General features: G+C 63.4%; 15 protein-coding genes. 9 read left to right on the forward strand and 6 right to left on the reverse strand.

The window, feature by feature from the left end:
- Positions 1 to 4 precede the first annotated feature (4 nt).
- From PFLQ2_RS16530 to PFLQ2_RS16495, 8 genes are all read left to right on the forward strand, one after another.
- On the forward strand, positions 5 to 976 hold the full coding sequence (locus PFLQ2_RS16530) for an AMP-binding protein (protein ID WP_003180786.1): 972 nt from the start codon (positions 5 to 7) through the stop codon (positions 974 to 976).
- Positions 973 to 1,743: an ABC transporter ATP-binding protein gene (locus PFLQ2_RS16525; protein WP_003180789.1), complete on the forward strand. Its 771-nt coding sequence runs from the start codon at positions 973 to 975 to the stop codon at positions 1,741 to 1,743. The genes PFLQ2_RS16530 and PFLQ2_RS16525 overlap by 4 nt, the downstream gene beginning before the upstream one ends.
- Positions 1,740 to 2,621 (forward strand): branched-chain amino acid ABC transporter permease, encoded by an 882-nt coding sequence (locus PFLQ2_RS16520; protein ID WP_003180791.1) that lies wholly within the window; start codon positions 1,740 to 1,742, stop codon positions 2,619 to 2,621. Before PFLQ2_RS16525 ends, PFLQ2_RS16520 begins: the two co-directional genes overlap by 4 nt.
- A 4-nt stretch (positions 2,622 to 2,625) precedes the next feature.
- Positions 2,626 to 3,684, forward strand: a complete 1,059-nt coding sequence (locus PFLQ2_RS16515) for a branched-chain amino acid ABC transporter permease (RefSeq protein ID WP_003180793.1) — start codon at positions 2,626 to 2,628, stop codon at positions 3,682 to 3,684.
- Positions 3,685 to 3,757: 73 nt separating this feature from the next.
- Positions 3,758 to 5,095 (forward strand): ABC transporter substrate-binding protein, encoded by a 1,338-nt coding sequence (locus PFLQ2_RS16510; RefSeq protein WP_003180795.1) that lies wholly within the window; start codon positions 3,758 to 3,760, stop codon positions 5,093 to 5,095.
- A 63-nt stretch (positions 5,096 to 5,158) separates the two neighbouring features.
- Positions 5,159 to 5,935 (forward strand): ABC transporter ATP-binding protein, encoded by a 777-nt coding sequence (locus PFLQ2_RS16505; protein WP_003180797.1) that lies wholly within the window; start codon positions 5,159 to 5,161, stop codon positions 5,933 to 5,935.
- Between the two features lie 168 nt (positions 5,936 to 6,103).
- Entirely contained in the window at positions 6,104 to 7,336 is a 1,233-nt protein-coding gene (locus PFLQ2_RS16500) for an SfnB family sulfur acquisition oxidoreductase (protein ID WP_003180799.1), read from the forward strand.
- A 10-nt stretch (positions 7,337 to 7,346) separates the two neighbouring features.
- On the forward strand, positions 7,347 to 7,739 hold the full coding sequence (locus tag PFLQ2_RS16495) for a hypothetical protein (RefSeq protein WP_003180801.1): 393 nt from the start codon (positions 7,347 to 7,349) through the stop codon (positions 7,737 to 7,739).
- A gap of 89 nt (positions 7,740 to 7,828) precedes the next feature.
- Here the strand turns inward: PFLQ2_RS16495 and PFLQ2_RS16490 are convergent, their stop codons facing one another.
- From PFLQ2_RS16490 to PFLQ2_RS16465, 6 genes are all read right to left on the reverse strand, one after another.
- A complete protein-coding gene (locus tag PFLQ2_RS16490; RefSeq protein WP_003180802.1) occupies positions 7,829 to 8,677 on the reverse strand; it encodes an amidohydrolase family protein in 849 nt (282 codons plus the stop codon).
- Positions 8,674 to 9,804, reverse strand: coding sequence for an FMNH2-dependent alkanesulfonate monooxygenase (ssuD, locus tag PFLQ2_RS16485; protein ID WP_003180805.1), 1,131 nt, complete (start codon positions 9,802 to 9,804; stop codon positions 8,674 to 8,676). Before ssuD ends, PFLQ2_RS16490 begins: the two co-directional genes overlap by 4 nt.
- A gap of 150 nt (positions 9,805 to 9,954) precedes the next feature.
- Positions 9,955 to 11,058, reverse strand: a complete 1,104-nt coding sequence (locus PFLQ2_RS16480) for a sigma-54 interaction domain-containing protein (RefSeq protein ID WP_003180807.1) — start codon at positions 11,056 to 11,058, stop codon at positions 9,955 to 9,957.
- Positions 11,059 to 11,066: 8 nt separating this feature from the next.
- On the reverse strand, positions 11,067 to 12,254 hold the full coding sequence (locus tag PFLQ2_RS16475; RefSeq protein WP_003180809.1) for an acyl-CoA dehydrogenase family protein: 1,188 nt from the start codon (positions 12,252 to 12,254) through the stop codon (positions 11,067 to 11,069).
- A gap of 59 nt (positions 12,255 to 12,313) precedes the next feature.
- Positions 12,314 to 12,877, reverse strand: a complete 564-nt coding sequence (gene msuE / locus PFLQ2_RS16470) for an FMN reductase (protein WP_003180810.1) — start codon at positions 12,875 to 12,877, stop codon at positions 12,314 to 12,316.
- Positions 12,878 to 13,161: 284 nt separating this feature from the next.
- Complete coding sequence (locus PFLQ2_RS16465; RefSeq protein ID WP_003180813.1) at positions 13,162 to 14,052, reverse strand: LysR family transcriptional regulator; 891 nt, start codon at positions 14,050 to 14,052, stop codon at positions 13,162 to 13,164.
- Between the two features lie 167 nt (positions 14,053 to 14,219).
- On the opposite strand from PFLQ2_RS16465, the gene PFLQ2_RS16460 reads away from it, so the two are divergent.
- Positions 14,220 to 15,302, forward strand: coding sequence for a 4-oxalomesaconate tautomerase (locus PFLQ2_RS16460; RefSeq protein ID WP_003180817.1), 1,083 nt, complete (start codon positions 14,220 to 14,222; stop codon positions 15,300 to 15,302).
- Positions 15,303 to 15,333 lie beyond the last annotated feature (31 nt).

Genomic DNA, 15,333 nt, shown 5'->3' on the forward strand with positions numbered 1-15,333 from the left:
CCGCATGAGCATCTACGAACTCAATGCGCCGCTGCCCGACGTGGTCACCGACAGTGCCTTGGTGGCGTTGCAGCGCTGGGCCCGGGAACGGCCGACACAAATTGCCCTGCGTCATCGACGTCTCGGCGCGTGGAAGGCTTGGCGCTGGATCGATGTGCAGCGCGAGGTCGATCGCATGGCCGATGGTTTACGCCAGCAAGGCTTTGGCCCCGGTGCGCGACTGGCACTGAGCGGCGCTTTCGAACCGAGCCTGTTGATCCTGGCGCTGGCCGCCCGCCAATTGGACGGGCACAGCCTGGTGATCGACCGCGACAGCCGCGGTGAAGATTTGCAACGACAGTTGCGCCTGGCTCGCCCGGCGTTTGCCTTCGTCCAGCATCGCGAGAGCGTGTCCCACTGGCTCAACTGCGGTCTGGATCAGCAGTGGCCGCTGCGGCTGTACTCAACCCAGGTCAACGCCGCCGCCAGCGGTTTATGGCAAGTGCAGTCGTTGTCGGTGCTGTTCGTCACGCAGGCGCCGCAGGCCCAGCGCCAGGGTTGGGCACAAGCCGCAGCAGACGAGGTGGTGTGGGTCGATGAAGGCACCGAGTGGCACGAGGGTCTGGGCCATTTGCTCAGCCGTTGGCTGGAGCATGGCGAAGGCCTGGCGTTTCCGGAGACCCGTGAATCGGCGAGCCGCGACCGCCGCGAAATCGCCCCGACTGGCTTGCTGCTGTCCAGCGCACGTGTCGAGTCGCTGGCGGCGGAAATCGAAGCGCGCCTGCCACAGCAGGGCAGTTGGCAGCGGCGCCTGTGCGAATGGACCCTGATTGATCCGCGACGTGGTTTTCGCCGCTGGCTCAAGGCGCGGGTACGGCATCTGCTGGGCTTGCGGCGATTGCGTCGGATCGAGGTGCCGAGCGCGCCGGCCGGCGTCGCAGTGGGCAACCCGACACACCCATCCTGGTTGCATGAATACCTGGAGCGGGCGGCATGAATGCCTTGCTGGAGGTGCGTAACGTGTCGCTGTCGTTCAAAGGCGTAAAGGCGATTTCCGACCTTTCGTTCAGCGTGCGGCTGGGCGAAATCTGCGCGCTGATCGGGCCGAACGGTGCGGGCAAGAGTTCGCTGCTGAACATTCTCAACGGGGTCTACCGGGCCGATGCAGGACAGTTGTTCTTCGCGGCCGAGCCCCTGCGTCGGCCGCATCCGTTGAAGGCGGCCCGGCTCGGTATTGGCCGGACATTCCAGAACAATGCGCTGTTCAAGAAGATGAGCGTGGTGGACAACCTGCTCACCGGCCTGTCGCGTTTCCAGCGCACGTTCTTCCTTGAACAGGCGTTCGGCCTGCCGCGTGCCCGGCGGGAGGCGCGAACATTCGCCGAGCGTGCCGAGCGGGTGCTGGAGTTCCTCGAATTGCAGGCCTGGCGCGATGTCGCGGTGGGCAGCCTGGCCTACGGCCTGCAAAAGCGCGTGGAGCTGGGTCGGGCGCTGATTGCCCAGCCGACCCTGCTATTGCTCGACGAGCCGATGGCTGGGATGAACGCCGAGGAAAAACAGGAGATGAGTCGCTTCATCGCCGACGTCAATCGCGACCTGGGCACCACGGTGATTCTCATCGAGCACGACATTCAGGTGGTCATGGGGTTGTCCAGCCATGTGGTGGTGCTGGACTACGGACGCAAGGTCGGCGATGGCACGCCGGCTGAAGTCCAGGCCAATCCCGACGTGATCGCGGCCTATTTGGGGGCGCCTCGTCCATGAACTTCTTTTTTGAAACCCTGATCGGCGGGCTGTTGGCCGGCACCATGTACTCTCTGGTCGCCATCGGCTTCGTGCTGATCTATAAGGCCAGTGGCGTGTTCAACTTCGCCCAGGGCGCCATGCTGTTGTTTGCCGCGCTGACCTTCGTCAGTTTGCGCGAGCAGGGCCTGTCGTTTGCCTTGGCGCTGGTCTTGACGGTGCTGGTGATGATCATCGGTGCGCTGCTGATCGAGCGGCTGGTGTTGCGGCCGCTGGTCAACCGTTCGCAGATCACCTTGTTCATGGCCACGCTCGGCCTGTCGTTCGTCATCGAAGGCCTGGCCCAGGGATTGATGGGCGCCCAGGTGCGCGCGTTGGACCTGGGCATCGAGGACGTCCCGCTGTTTGTCGGCGAGATCATGGTCAGCCAGTTCGACTTGATCGCCGCCGGAGTGTCGGCGCTGCTGGTGGCGGTGCTGGCCTTGCTGTTCAACAAGACGCGCATCGGTGTCGCCCTGCGCGCGGTGGCCGACGATACCCGTGCAGCGCTGTCGCTGGGCATCAACCTCAACCGCATCTGGCAGATCGTCTGGGCCGTGGCCGGGGTGGTCGGGCTGGTCGCCGGGTTGCTCTGGGGCGCACGCCAGGGCGTGCAGTTCTCGCTATCACTGGTGGTGCTCAAGGCGTTACCGGTGCTGATCATCGGTGGTTTCACCTCGATCGGCGGCGCTATCGTCGGCGGATTGATCGTCGGTGCGGCCGAGAACCTGGCCGAAGCCTATATCGGCCCGCTGGTTGGCGGAGGCATCACGCCCTGGTTTGCCTATTTCCTCGCGCTGATTTTTCTCTACATCCGCCCGGCCGGCCTGTTCGGCGACCGGGTCATCGAGCGGGTATGACCTTATGACCAATCCTGTTGCGACCCTCAACGCCAGCTTCGATGAAGCACCGCTGACCCTCGTGCGTCGCCGCTGGCAACCCGGCTTGTTGGTCCTGCTGCTGGTGGCCTTCGTCGGGTTGCCTTGGTTGGGCAACGACTACTGGCTCAACGCGATTCTGATTCCTTTCCTGGTGCTGTCGCTGGCGGGCCTGGGGCTGAACTTGCTGACCGGCTACACCGGCCAGACGTCGGTGGGTGCGGCCGGCTTCATGGCCGTCGGCGCCTTCGCCACTTACGGCTTGCTCTTGCGGGTGCCAGGGCTGCCGCTGGCACTGATCGGCGGTGGCGTGATTGCCGGGCTGGTGGGGCTGGTGTTCGGCATACCCAGTTCGAGGATCAAGGGTTTCTACCTGATGGTTACCACGCTCGCCGCGCAGTTCTTCCTGGAATGGGTGTTCGCCAAGTTTCCCTGGTTCTACAACTACGCTTCGTCCGGCACCATCAGTGCCCCGCGCCTGGAGCTGTTCGGCCACAACCTGAGCACCCCGGTCGGTCGCTACCTGTTGACCCTCAGTTGCGTGGTGCTGTTGACCTGGGTGGCGGTCAACCTGGTACGCAGCCAGGTCGGCCGCAACTGGATGGCGATCCGCGACATGGACACGGCGGCCGCCGTGATCGGCATTCCGGTGGAGCGCTACAAGCGCATGGCCTTCGCCGTCAGTTCCTTTTACCTGGGCGTCGCCGGGGCGCTCTGGGCGTTCGCCTACCTGGGCACGGCCAGTGCCAGCAGCTTCGACATCAACCGCTCGTTCCAGATTCTCTTCATCATCATTATCGGTGGCATGGGCAGCATAGCCGGCAGCTTCATCGGCGCCGCGTTCATCAGCCTGACGCCCATCCTGCTCAGCCATGCGGGGCTATGGCTGTTCAACGGCAACGTCGATGGCGGGCAATTGCAGAACCTGCAAAAAGTTCTCTTCGGCGGCTTGATCGTCTGGTTCCTGATCAGGGAGCCGGAAGGACTGGTGCGCCTGCTCGGCGACCTGCGCGAACGCATCAAGGCCTGGCCGCTGCGGTTCTGATTTCAACTCACCCTGACGGACCTTGACCCAACCCTGGGAGAGGAGTCTCAACCTTTCATAAGAAGTGCATTCCATGCGTAAAATCTTGCCTCGCTTGCTGTTTTCCAGCCTCTTCGTATTGGGTGCCCAGGCCCTGCTACCTGCCGCTACCCAGGCGGCGGCCAACCAGCAATTCTTCCCACTGGCCACCTACCGGGTCGGCGCCTATGCCTCCAGCGGCATCCCGGTTTGGGCCGGCATGATCGACTACCTGCGCTACATCAATGAGGTGGAAGGCGGCATCAACGGCGTAAAACTGGTCTGGCAGGAATGCGAGACCGAATGGACGGCGGAGAAGGGCATCGAGTGCTACGAGCGCTTCAAGAACGGCCTCGATGGCGCACCCGTGGCGATCTATTCGCCCAACGGCGCGCCGGCTGCCTATGCCCTCGCGGACAAGGCCGAAGCCGACAAGATTCCCTTGATCACCCTCGGCTACGGCCGTACCGAAGCCACCGATGGCCGGGTGTTTCCCTATAACTTCCCGGTCATGTTGACCTTCTACAGCGAAGCCTCGGCGTTCATCAATTACGTGGCCGAGCGCGAAGGCGGGTTCGATAAGCTCAAGGGCAAGAAAATTGCCACGGTCTACCACGACTCCGCCTACGGCCGGGAAACCCAGGGACCGCTGGCGCTGCTGGCGCAGAAGTACGGCTTCGAAAACATCCAGATTCCGGTGGCTGATCCGGGCAATGAGCAGGCGGCGCAATGGCGCCAGGTGCGGCAGGTCAAGCCAGACTGGGTATTCCTGCGCACTTGGGGCGTGTCCACCCCGGTGGCGATCAAGACCGCGGCGCGGTTCGGCTTCCCGGTGGATCGCATCGTCGGCGACATCTGGGCCAGCTCCAACGAAGACGTGCTGCCGGCCGGTGAGGCGGGTAAGGGCTATTTGGCCCTGACGCCTTATCCGGGCGGCGCCGAGTTCGACATCCACCGGCGCATTCGTCAGTACATCCTCGATACCGGCAAGAGCGACCTCAAGGATCCGAAGAGCTTCGGCAGCGTGTACTACAACTCCGGCCTGGTGAACGCGGCCATCGCCGTCGAGGCGATCCGCACCGGACAGAAGAAATTCGGCAATCGTCCACTCAACGGCGAAGAAGGCCGCTGGGGCCTGGAGCACCTTGATCTCAACGACGCGCGCCTCAAGGAGATCGGTTACCTGGGGCTGATGCAGCCGCTGAAGTTGTCATGCAGCGACCATGAGGGCGGTGGCGCGGCCAAGGTACAGCAGTGGGACGGCCAACAGTGGAAGCTGATCACCGACTGGGTCCAGGCCGATCGCGCCACGTTGCGTCCGTTGATCGACGCCAAGGCGGCCGAGTATGCGAAGGAAAAAGGTGTGACCGCCCGTGATTGCGCAGCGCAGTAGGCAGCGCATGCTTGGAAAATCCAAAGACAACCGGGCGCCAGTGCGCCCAAGGGGTAGGAAACAATGACCAGTGCGATCCTTCCTGTCACCCAGGGCAACGAGTTGCTGGCGGTAGACGACATCGAAGTGATTTACGACGGCGCGATCCTCGCCGTGGCCGGGGTTTCCCTGCGGGTCGGACAGGGCGATATCGTTGCTCTGCTTGGCGCCAATGGGGCCGGCAAGAGCACCACGCTCAAGGCCATCTCCGGGCTGGTCCAGGCCGACCGGGCGCAAGTCAGCCGGGGCCATATCCACTTCCAGGGCCGCGACACTGCCGGCGTGGCGGCCAATGTGCTGGCCCGCCAGGGCATCGTCCATGTCCTGGAAGGCCGGCATGTGTTCGCCCACCTGACCGTCGAGGACAACTTGCGCAGCGGCGGCTTCCTGCGCAAGCCGACGCGACGTGAGCTGGAGCAGGACCTGGAGCGCATCTATGCCTGGTTCCCACGCCTGAAGACCAAGCGCAAGACCCAGGCCGGGCTGACGTCGGGCGGCGAACAGCAGATGCTCGCCATCGGCCGCGCCTTGATGACCCATCCGCGCCTGGTGTTGTTGGACGAGCCTTCGATGGGCCTGGCGCCGATCCTGGTCGAGGAGATCTTCGCCATCGTCGCTCAGCTCAATGCCCAAGAGGGCATGAGCTTTCTCATCGCTGAGCAAAACATCAATGTCGCGCTGCGCCACGCCAGCTACGCCTACATCCTGGAAAACGGCCGGGTGGTAGGCGAGGGTGGCGGGGCCGAGCTGGCGGCGCGGGAGGATATCCAGCATTTCTATTTGGGAGGCAAGGCCGGTTGATGCGTGACCGACGCACTGTTTGCCCGGCAACAGCGAATCTGCAATTTGCCGCTCCAGAGGCTTTTTCGTGTTGTTGATTGTCTTTCAACCAATTGAAAACAAAGGATTTTATAGGTTGGTACGGGCTGTGCTTAGGCCTAGGAGAACCCGTTACGCATGGAGTAGCACATGACCCAGTCAACGATTTTGGACTTGCCCCAACAGGCCCGCCCGGCGCCCCGCAGCCCGGCCCATATCATCCGCAGCGACGCCGAGGCCATTGAGGTGGCGCAGCGTCTGGCCGAGGATTTCGCTCGCGAAGCGGCGCTGCGCGATCGTGAGCGGCGCCTGCCTTGGGACGAACTCGAGCGTTTTTCCCAGAGCGGATTTTGGGCGATCACTGTGCCGAAAGCCTACGGTGGCGCTGGGGTGTCCTATGTCACCCTCAGTGAGGTCATCGCTACCATCTCTGCGGCCGATTCGTCCCTTGGCCAGTTGCCGCAAAACCATTTGGGCGTGCTCAGCAACCTCGGCCTGACCGGCAGCGAGGAGCAGAAGCAACGCTATTACGCCAAGGTGCTGCAAGGCTATCGCTTCGGCAATGCCTTCTCCGAGGCGCGCAGCCAATACGTCACCACGTTCCAGACGCAGATCCGTTTCGACGCTGACACGGCGGTACTCGACGGCGAGAAGGCCTACTGCACTGGGGCGCTGTTCGCTCATATCGTCCCGGTTGCCGGGGTGGACGAGGCGGGTCATGTGCACATCGCATTGGTTGCGCGCGACGCGGCGGGCCTGACGGTGCTCGACACCTGGGATGGTTTTGGCCAGCGAATCACCGCCAGCGGCCAGGTGCGCATCGAAGGCGTACGGGTGCCTGCCAGCGATGTGGTGCCGGCCGGCAAGGCCTATGAGCAACCCACCGCCGACGGCCCGATCTCGCAAATCATCCAGGCCGCGGTCGACACCGGCATTGCCCGTGGCGCTTTTGCCGAGACCTTGCGCGTCGCCCGCCAGGCACGTCCGTGGGTGGACAGTGGCCTGCAACACGGCTGGCAGGACCCCCTTGGGCAAGCGCTGATCGGTGAGCTGGCCTGGCGCCTGCAAGCGGCCGAGGCGATTTTGCATCGTGCGGCACAGGCAGTCGACCGTGCCGTCGCCGAACCCACCGAGGAGCGGGTCGCCGAAGCGTCGGTTATCGTCGGCCAGGCCAAGGTGCTCTCTACGGAAATTTCCCTGGAAGCCTCCAGCCGCCTGCTGGAGCTGGGCGGCACGCGCAGCGTCTCGGCCAGTCAAGGCCTGGACCGTTTCTGGCGCAACGCGCGGACCCACACCCTGCATGACCCGGTGCGTTGGAAATATCACCTGGTGGGCAACCAGCTTCTCAACGGCGTCAAGCCGCAACGTCATTCCTGGAACTGAGGTATCGAGCATGTCCAACGTACATTCTCAAGGTCGCAGCGACCTGGCCCATGCCCGTCATGTCGAGGCGGCACTGCTTGAATACCTGCGCGGGCAGAGTGCTCGTCACGAGGCGCTGGTGATCGCCGCGGTCGGCGAACTGCGCATCCGCATCGACGCCGCCGATGCCTTGCTTGAACGCGCCGACCAGTCCCAGTCAGCGGCGATTGCCTTTCGCTTGGCGGCGGCCGAGGCGGCGCGCCTGTCCGGCCATCTTTACTTCGAACTGGCCGGCCGTAGCCTGCCGCGACCGCTGCCGGACAGCGCCGAACCGGCGCTGCTGACCCAGCGTCGGCTGTTGGGGGATCATTACCTCAATGGCGCGGCGTTGGCTGATGGGCAAGAAGCTGGATCGAACGGATGAAGCATCCAGATTGAGACCGTATGCGCCACAGGGGATTTGCGTCCAACGCATCCCCCCCTGTGGCACGAGCTTGCGCAAGCGACCTCGCTTCAGCTCAGGCCGAATAACCTTCGTGCGTTACCGTGGAAAAACTTCTCCAGCGCCTCGTCCTTCAACCCCAGTTGCAGGGCGTCTTCGATGCTCTGACGGATCGGGCGGAAGGTGTAGGACGAGCCAAACAGCAACTGATCGGCCAGGTAACCATTGGCGGCCTGCACGTAACCCTCACTCCCCGGCAGGAACAGGTACATGTCCGGCACCAGGTGAACGTTTTCGTAGCGGAACGCGATGCCGAGGGCCTGTTGCACATTGGGCCAATAGCCGTGATAGACGACGATCGCCAAGTCCGGGAATGCGCGGGCGACCGCGGCCAGGCGCGCCGGGTCGTTATAGGTTGGGTTCGGCGTGGTCGGCCCGCTCATCAGGAACAACGGGATGCCGCGCTTTTGCAGGTGCTCGTAGATCGGCCAGTACAGCGCATCGTCGGGATGCCGGGCCGGTTCGGCGAAGCCCGGTTCCAGGTCGATGCCGGCCAGGCCCAGCGAGTCGATGGCCCGGTCGATTTCTGCCAGGGCGCCTTCGATGCCCTGTAGCACCGGCTCCACCGCGCCGATGCCGATCAGTGATGCATGACCGTGGACGATTTCGTGGATGCGCTCATTGGGCAGATGCTGCCCCGGGGTGTGGCGCCCGACCACCACGGCTTTGTCCAGCCCGGCATCACGCACCTCGGCGAGAAAACCCTGTGGGGTCAGCGAACGCTCGAAATGATCATCCGCGCCGCGGGTGCCGACGCGCCGATTGAGCCAGCGCGCCACGTCATGCTCGGGCGAGCCCGGGACGCCACCGAAGAAAGGATGCAGGTAGGCCGGGCGACAGCGCAGGTCGATGATTTTCATGCGACTTTCTCCTGGCCGGCACGCACATCGAAGGCGCCGCCGGTGAAGGCGCCATCCACGGTGACCTTGCCTTTGCCCGGCAGCAACGGAAACACCAGCTCGGCAAAGCGGTACGCCTCTTCCAGATGTGGGTAGCCGGACAGTACGAAGCTGTCGACGCCCAGGTCGGCGTATTCCTGCAGGCGCGCGGCGACGGTTTCTGGATCGCCCACCAGGGCTGTGCCGGCACCGCCACGTACCAGGCCGACGCCGGCCCAGAGGTTAGGCGCCACTTCCAGCTGGTTGCGATCACCGCCATGCAGCGCGGCCATGCGCCGCTGGCCTTCGGAGTCCATTTTGGCGTAGTTGGCCTGGGCGGCGGCGACAGTGGCGTCATCGAGGTGGCTGATCAGTTCATCGGCGGCGGCCCAAGCGGCTTCGCTGGTTTCCCGCACGATCACATGCAGGCGCACGCCGAAGCGCACGCTGCGGCCATGCCTGGCGGCGCGGGCGCGCACGTCGGCGATTTTCTCGGCCACGGCCGCCGGTGGTTCGCCCCAGGTGAGGTAGGCATCGACATGCTTGGCGGCCAGCTCGTGGGCGGCCTCGGACGAGCCGCCGAAGTACAGCGGCGGATAGGGCTTTTGCAAGGGGGCGAAGAAATTCTGTGCGCCCCGGACCTTCAGATGCTTGCCGTCGAAGTCGACGGTTTCGCCTTGCAGCAGGCGGCGCCAGATGGTCAGGAACTCATCGGAGGCTTCGTAGCGCTCATCGTGGGCAAGGAACACACCGTCGGCTTGCAGTTCGGTAGCGTCGCCGCCGGGAACCACGTTGAGCAGCAGGCGACCGCCGCTGGCCTGGTCCAGGCTGGCGGCCTGGCGCGCCGAGGCGGTGGGGTTGCCGAGCGACGTGCGCAGCGCCACCAGCAGCTTGATGCGCTGGGTCACTGGAACCAGGCTGGCGGCGGTCACCCAGGGATCGAGGCAACTGGCACCGGTGGGAATCAGCAGGCCGTCGTAGCCGAGCTGGTCGGCGGCCACGGCGATTTGCCGCATATAGGCGTTGGTCGCCGGTCGGCCACTGCCGGAATGCCCCAAGTAACGGGTATCGCCGGAGGTGGGAAGGAACCAGAAAATATCCAGGCTCATGGGGTTTGATCCTTTTGCTGTTGGGAGTCTGGAAGGGCGCTGGGCCCTTCCGGTATCGCAACGCTTGGCATTTTGGAAGGGTTGGCCGGTCACCCTGTGGCTACGGCTGGGGCCGTTGCGGCGGGCGGGGCATTGCCCGGTTTTTTGTTATCAGATCGACAATTGAATGGCCCGGGTGGGCCGTTCCTGGGTGTCCGGGCGGCGGCGATTGACCACCAATTCGCCAATGGCGATCAGGCGTGCGCGGGTGACGTTGCGACTGAGGCCAAGCAGGTTGGCGGTGCGCACCTGGTTGCAGTGGCAAAAGCGGTAGGCGGCCCGCAGCAGGCTGTCTTCGACTTTCTCGTGAAGGCCGCCGGACTGTTCTTCGAACAATCGGTGAAAGGTCCGCAATAACTGTTCATCGGCGCTTTCGCCGGCGCTTGCCTGTGGCTGTTCCTGGCGTTCGATGCGGATCGGCGACAGGCGCAGGTCGTCTTCCTGCACCAGGCCGTTGCGGCACACCAGAAGGGTGTGGTGGAGGACATTCTCCAGCTCGCGGATGTTGCCTGGCCAGCTGTAGTCCACCAGTTTGCGCTCGGCCTGCGGGGTCAGGCGTACTTCGCCGTAGCCCAGGCGCTGGCAGTAGGTTTTGATGAAGTGGCGCGTCAGCGGCACGATGTCGCCCGGTCGCTCGCGCAGTGGATAGAGTTGCAGACTCACCACATCGAGGCGGTAGTAGAGGTCTTCGCGAAAGTTGCCGGCACTGATGGCCTTGTCCAGTTGCACGTTGGTGGCAGCGACCACGCGCACGTTGATCGCAATGCTCTTGCGTGAACCCAGGCGCACCACCTCGCGTTCCTGCAACACACGCAGCAACTTGACCTGGATGGCCATGGGCAAGTCGCCGATCTCGTCGAGGAATAGGGTTCCGCCGTTGGCTTCCTCGAACCAGCCGGCCTTGGCGGCGAGGGCACCGGTGAACGCGCCTTTTTCATGGCCGAACAGCTCCGCCTCTACCAGCGATTCGGAGAACGCACCGCAGTTGACCGCGACAAAGGGACCGTTGCGCCGGCCGCTGAGGTTGTGGATGTGGCGTGCGACCAGCTCCTTGCCCGTGCCTGTCTCGCCAATGATCAGGACGCTGGCCTCACTGGGGGCGACCTGTTGCACGTGAGCGAGAAGCGCCTGCGATCTAGGGTCTTCGAAGACCTGCGCGGTCGCCCGGATCGAGGTGGCCAATGTCGGCGAAGGTGGAAGGGTCAGCAGTTGCATGGGCATCCCTATGAGTAGAAGGAGGGGGTGGGCCGCGTCTGGCTCAGCGCCCATTCACCCAGTTCGTGGAGTTTGTAATCCACCGGATCGTGCAGGCTCTGGGTGCGCAGGTTGCGCCAGTGGCGGTCCAGGCGCAGCGACGCATGGGTGGCGCGGGCGCCGGTGACTTCGAACAGGCGGCTGCAAATGTCCAGGCCGGTGCGCACGGCAGCGACCTTGGCGGTGGCGATGGACAGCGCCAGTTGCGCGCGTTCCTCGGCGCCCAGGGCATGGCCCTTGTTCCAAGCGGCATCGAGCTGCTCGGCGGCGCGTTCCACCAGCAGGCGCACCCCCTCCAGGCCGACCCAGAACTCGCCGAAGTGGCGCAAAATGTACGGGTCTTCGCTGACATGCTGGGCCTTGGAGCGGAACCACGGTCGACCTTCCTTGAGCGTGTAGTGACGGGCCTCTTCCAAGGCACCTTCGGCAATGCCGAGGAAAATATGGGCGAAGTGCAGTTGCGCGATCAGCGGACGCAGGCAGGCGAAGGGCGTGCTCAGGGGGCCGGGATCGAGCAGCAACTCGTTTTCTTCCACCCGCACCCGTTCGAAGGTGGCGCTGCCGCTGTCGGTCTGGCGTTGGCCCATGTTGTCCCAATCACCGTGCAGGGTAATGCCAGTGCGGCCGCTGGGAATGGCGGCGATCAATAGCTTGCCGCTGGCGCTTTCATCGATGGCCGAGGCGATCAGCATTTCCGAGTCGCTGGCGCCGGAGCAGAAGCTTTTCTTGCCGGAAAACTCACGCCAACCGTCGAAGGTCTTGACCACGGTGCGGGTATCCAGTGGGTTCAACGCATTGCCCCAGAACCAGTTCTTGCGGGCGGTCTGTTCGAACCAGGGCTGCCACTGATCGGGGCGGGAAAACAGGCGCACGGTGGCCAGCATCAAGTGCTGGAAACCGAAGACGTGGGCGATGGAGCTGTCCACCTTGGCAAATTCGCGCACCACGCCGAGGGTTTCGCTCCAGCTGGCACCGAGGCCGCCGAATTGCGTGGGGATGCTCAAGGCCAGCAAGCCGCTTTGGCGGATGGCATCGCGTTGCAGCTTGGGCGTGCCGCCGGCCTCGTCGCGCTCGACGGCGGTTTCAGCGAACTCCGCCGCCAGTCGGCGAGCGGTTTGCAGCGGCGTCAGTACCGTGGGTTGTTGATGGGTTCTCAAGCGATGTCCCTCGCAAAAAGGCCGTCCAGGCAAATGCAGTCGTGATTCATGCGGATTCCTCAGGCGATTTTGCGCAGTGCCTGCGCCTGGCCAGTGAACAGGCGAGCGGCACGTTCGGCGGCCAGTTCGATGCGGGCTTGCAGACCCTGGCTGGCGAGGCGGTAGTCAACGAAATCGGTCTCGCTGGCATAGACGCCGATGGGCAAGGTGAGGGACTGGAAGAAGCTGAACAGCGGACGCAATTGATGATCGAGGACCAAGGCGTGACGCTCACTGCCACCGGTGGCCGCGAGCAAGACCGGCGTGTTGACCAGCGCGTCCTGGCCGACCAGGTCGAACAAATGCTTGAACAAACCCGGATAGGTGCCACGGTAAACCGGCGCGGCGACGACTAGCAGATCGGCCGACTCAATCAGTCGCAGTTCATGCTCGACCGTCTCTGGCAATTCCTTGCGCCACAGTGCAGCGCCAAGCGGACGGGCAATGTTGCCCAGTTCGATCAGGTGGGGGTCGATGACCAGATGCTGACCGAGTTCGCCCAGGATGGCTTCGGTCAATGCCAGTGTGCGCGAGGGGCGGGCGGTACCGCCGGAAACGGCGACGACTTTCAGTGGAGTGCTCATCCTAGGTGTTCCTGTTGGACTGTTGATCGAGGTACAGGGGCTTGAGCAAGGGCCGTACCAAGGTGCGCCGCTCAGTGTTTGCTGGGGGCTGGAGGCGGGGAGTGGGGGCGGGCTGTTGATTTTGCGCAGGGTTTGTTGAGTTGCTGTTGCCCGGCAGACAGTTAGGCTACTGTTTCTGGCGCAACAGCTTCGCGTTCATAAGGCCAAGGAGTGCTTCAAATGCAGCGAGTGGAGTGGCTTGAGCATCAAATCGATCTGCTTCGTTAGGACTGCGTGTGAATCGCTTACTGCGGCCATTGCTCAAGCAGAATCGAGACGAACTTCTCCGCGGCGGGAGACAGAGATGCGCCCCGTCGATAGACCAACCCCAGTGATCGGTTTACCACGGGTTCGATCAGCGGCACGCTGACCAGCGTTGGGTGGTCCCCGGCGGGCATTGCCAGGCTGGGCATCGCCGACACCCCGAGGCCAGCCTCGACCAACCCCAGCGACGTGGACAAGTGCTGCACTTCGTAAAACCACTGCGGACGCCAACTCAGGCCTGACAAGGCGTGATCGAGCAGCATGCGGTTTCCGCTCAGGCGGCCCACCCCGATCAACCGATAATCGCTGAGTTCCGACCAGGTGACGGCGCTACGTTGAGCCAATTCATGGTCCCGTCGGCAGGCCAGCACAAACGGCTCGTTGACCAAGGGCACGAACTCGATGTCCGGATGCTGGCCGCTCATCATGTTGATGCCAAAATCGGCTTCGCCTCGTAGCACCGCCTCCAATCCTTCGTTGGCGCTGAGGTCGAGCAGGCGGATGCGGATCTTTGGGTAACGCTCGTTGTAGAGGCGGATCACCGAAGGCAGGAAATAGAACGCTGCGGTAGGAATACACGCCAGTGTCACCCGGCCGATCTGTCGCTCTGCCAGTTCGCGGATGTTGAGAATCGAGTCATCGAAATCGTCCAACAGGCGCCGCGCCTTGGGCAGGAAGTCACGACCGACGCTGGTCAGGCTGACTTTGCGTGTCGTGCGGTCGAGCAGGGCGGTGCCCAATCCTTCTTCGAGCTTTTTCATCCGTCGGCTCAGGGCCGGCTGGGACAAATGCAACGCATCGGCAGCCTCGTGGAAGCTGCCCAGCTCAGCGATTTTCACGAAAGAGCGAATGTCCTGAAGTTCGTATTCCATGGCCTTTCCCATCGATGTGCGCGATATGTCATGGGTTCATCCTAGGATAATTCTTTTGTGAAACGCAATAATCGCTCCGATCTTTGCATTGGAAACACTTTTTAAACCCTGCCACTCTTGTTCTCAGCACATCAATTGTCCAGATTGATCAACAAGAGTTAATGCTCATGCAACGAATTCCTTGTGTCTTAATGCGCGGCGGTACCTCCAAGGGGCCGGTATTCCTTGCCTGGGACTTGCCTGCTGCCATCGCGGAACGTGACGAGTTGCTGCTGAACCTGATGGGCTCCGGCCATGAGCTGGAAATCGACGGCATCGGTGGCGGTAGCCCGCAAACCAGCAAGGTGGCGATTGTCAGCCCTTCGCTTCACCCTGAGGCGGACGTCGACTATCTGTTTGTCCAGGTCATGGTCTCCCAGCGTCGGGTCGATACCGCACCCAACTGCGGCAATATGCTGTGCGCGGTCGGCCCGTTCGCTATCGAGCAGGGTCTGGTCAAGGCTTCCGGCGACTTGACCTGTGTGCGCATCCGCAACCTCAATACCGGGACCTTTGTGAATTCCGAGGTCCAAACCCCCGGCGGCAAGGTCAGCTATGAGGGCGATACCGCCATCGACGGCGTGCCGGGTACTGCGGCCCCGGTGCAACTGACCTTTCTCGATGCTGCCGGCAGCAAGACGGGGAAACTCTTTCCAACCGGGCAGCCTCAGGATCTGATCGATGGGATTGCGGTGACGTGCATCGACATGGCAATGCCGATGCTGATCGTTGAAGCTGGCCAGCTTGGCAAGCGCGGCGATGAAAGCCCTGCCGAACTGGACGCCGACCAGGCCTTTCTGAAACGCCTGGAGTCCCTGCGACTGAAAGCCGGCCTGGCCATGGGCCTGGGGGATGTCAGCGACAAGGTGATCCCCAAGCCAGTGCTGGTGTCTGCGCCCACCTCTGGCGGGACTCTCCAGGTGCGTTATTTCATGCCGCACAACTGTCACCGCGCCCTGGCGATCACCGGCTCCATTGGCCTTGCGACGGCGTGCGTGACCGAGGGCAGCGTCGTCGCCCAGTTGCTCGGCGGTGTCCGCGAGCCGCGCTTGCAGCAAGTTCGTATCGAGCACCCGAGCGGCGGGATCGATGTCGTATTGTCCTATACCGGCGAGAAGGGTGAGACGATTCGTGCCTCGGTGGTGCGTACCGCCCGCAGGCTTTTTTCAGGTTTCGTCTACGCGACCGCTACCCACCGACTCGCCGGCTAGCCAGGCAGTCCGGGTCGCTTGCATCAGAACA

It is taken from the genome of Pseudomonas fluorescens Q2-87 (genome assembly GCF_000281895.1).
In the GTDB taxonomy this organism is placed as follows: domain Bacteria; phylum Pseudomonadota; class Gammaproteobacteria; order Pseudomonadales; family Pseudomonadaceae; genus Aquipseudomonas; species Aquipseudomonas fluorescens_S.

What these genes read in the sequence shown, in the direction of transcription:
- PFLQ2_RS16530 (WP_003180786.1), top strand. Translation starts at nt 5, where the DNA reads ATGAGCATCTACGAACTCAATGCGCCGCTGCCCGACGTGGTCACCGAC.
- PFLQ2_RS16525 (WP_003180789.1), top strand. Translation starts at nt 973, where the DNA reads ATGAATGCCTTGCTGGAGGTGCGTAACGTGTCGCTGTCGTTCAAAGGC.
- PFLQ2_RS16520 (WP_003180791.1), top strand. Translation starts at nt 1,740, where the DNA reads ATGAACTTCTTTTTTGAAACCCTGATCGGCGGGCTGTTGGCCGGCACC.
- PFLQ2_RS16515 (WP_003180793.1), top strand. Translation starts at nt 2,626, where the DNA reads ATGACCAATCCTGTTGCGACCCTCAACGCCAGCTTCGATGAAGCACCG.
- PFLQ2_RS16510 (WP_003180795.1), top strand. Translation starts at nt 3,758, where the DNA reads ATGCGTAAAATCTTGCCTCGCTTGCTGTTTTCCAGCCTCTTCGTATTG.
- PFLQ2_RS16505 (WP_003180797.1), top strand. Translation starts at nt 5,159, where the DNA reads ATGACCAGTGCGATCCTTCCTGTCACCCAGGGCAACGAGTTGCTGGCG.
- PFLQ2_RS16500 (WP_003180799.1), top strand. Translation starts at nt 6,104, where the DNA reads ATGACCCAGTCAACGATTTTGGACTTGCCCCAACAGGCCCGCCCGGCG.
- PFLQ2_RS16495 (WP_003180801.1), top strand. Translation starts at nt 7,347, where the DNA reads ATGTCCAACGTACATTCTCAAGGTCGCAGCGACCTGGCCCATGCCCGT.
- PFLQ2_RS16490 (WP_003180802.1), bottom strand. Translation starts at nt 8,677, where the DNA reads ATGAAAATCATCGACCTGCGCTGTCGCCCGGCCTACCTGCATCCTTTC.
- ssuD (WP_003180805.1), bottom strand. Translation starts at nt 9,804, where the DNA reads ATGAGCCTGGATATTTTCTGGTTCCTTCCCACCTCCGGCGATACCCGT.
- PFLQ2_RS16480 (WP_003180807.1), bottom strand. Translation starts at nt 11,058, where the DNA reads ATGCAACTGCTGACCCTTCCACCTTCGCCGACATTGGCCACCTCGATC.
- msuE (WP_003180810.1), bottom strand. Translation starts at nt 12,877, where the DNA reads ATGAGCACTCCACTGAAAGTCGTCGCCGTTTCCGGCGGTACCGCCCGC.
- PFLQ2_RS16465 (WP_003180813.1), bottom strand. Translation starts at nt 14,052, where the DNA reads ATGGAATACGAACTTCAGGACATTCGCTCTTTCGTGAAAATCGCTGAG.
- PFLQ2_RS16460 (WP_003180817.1), top strand. Translation starts at nt 14,220, where the DNA reads ATGCAACGAATTCCTTGTGTCTTAATGCGCGGCGGTACCTCCAAGGGG.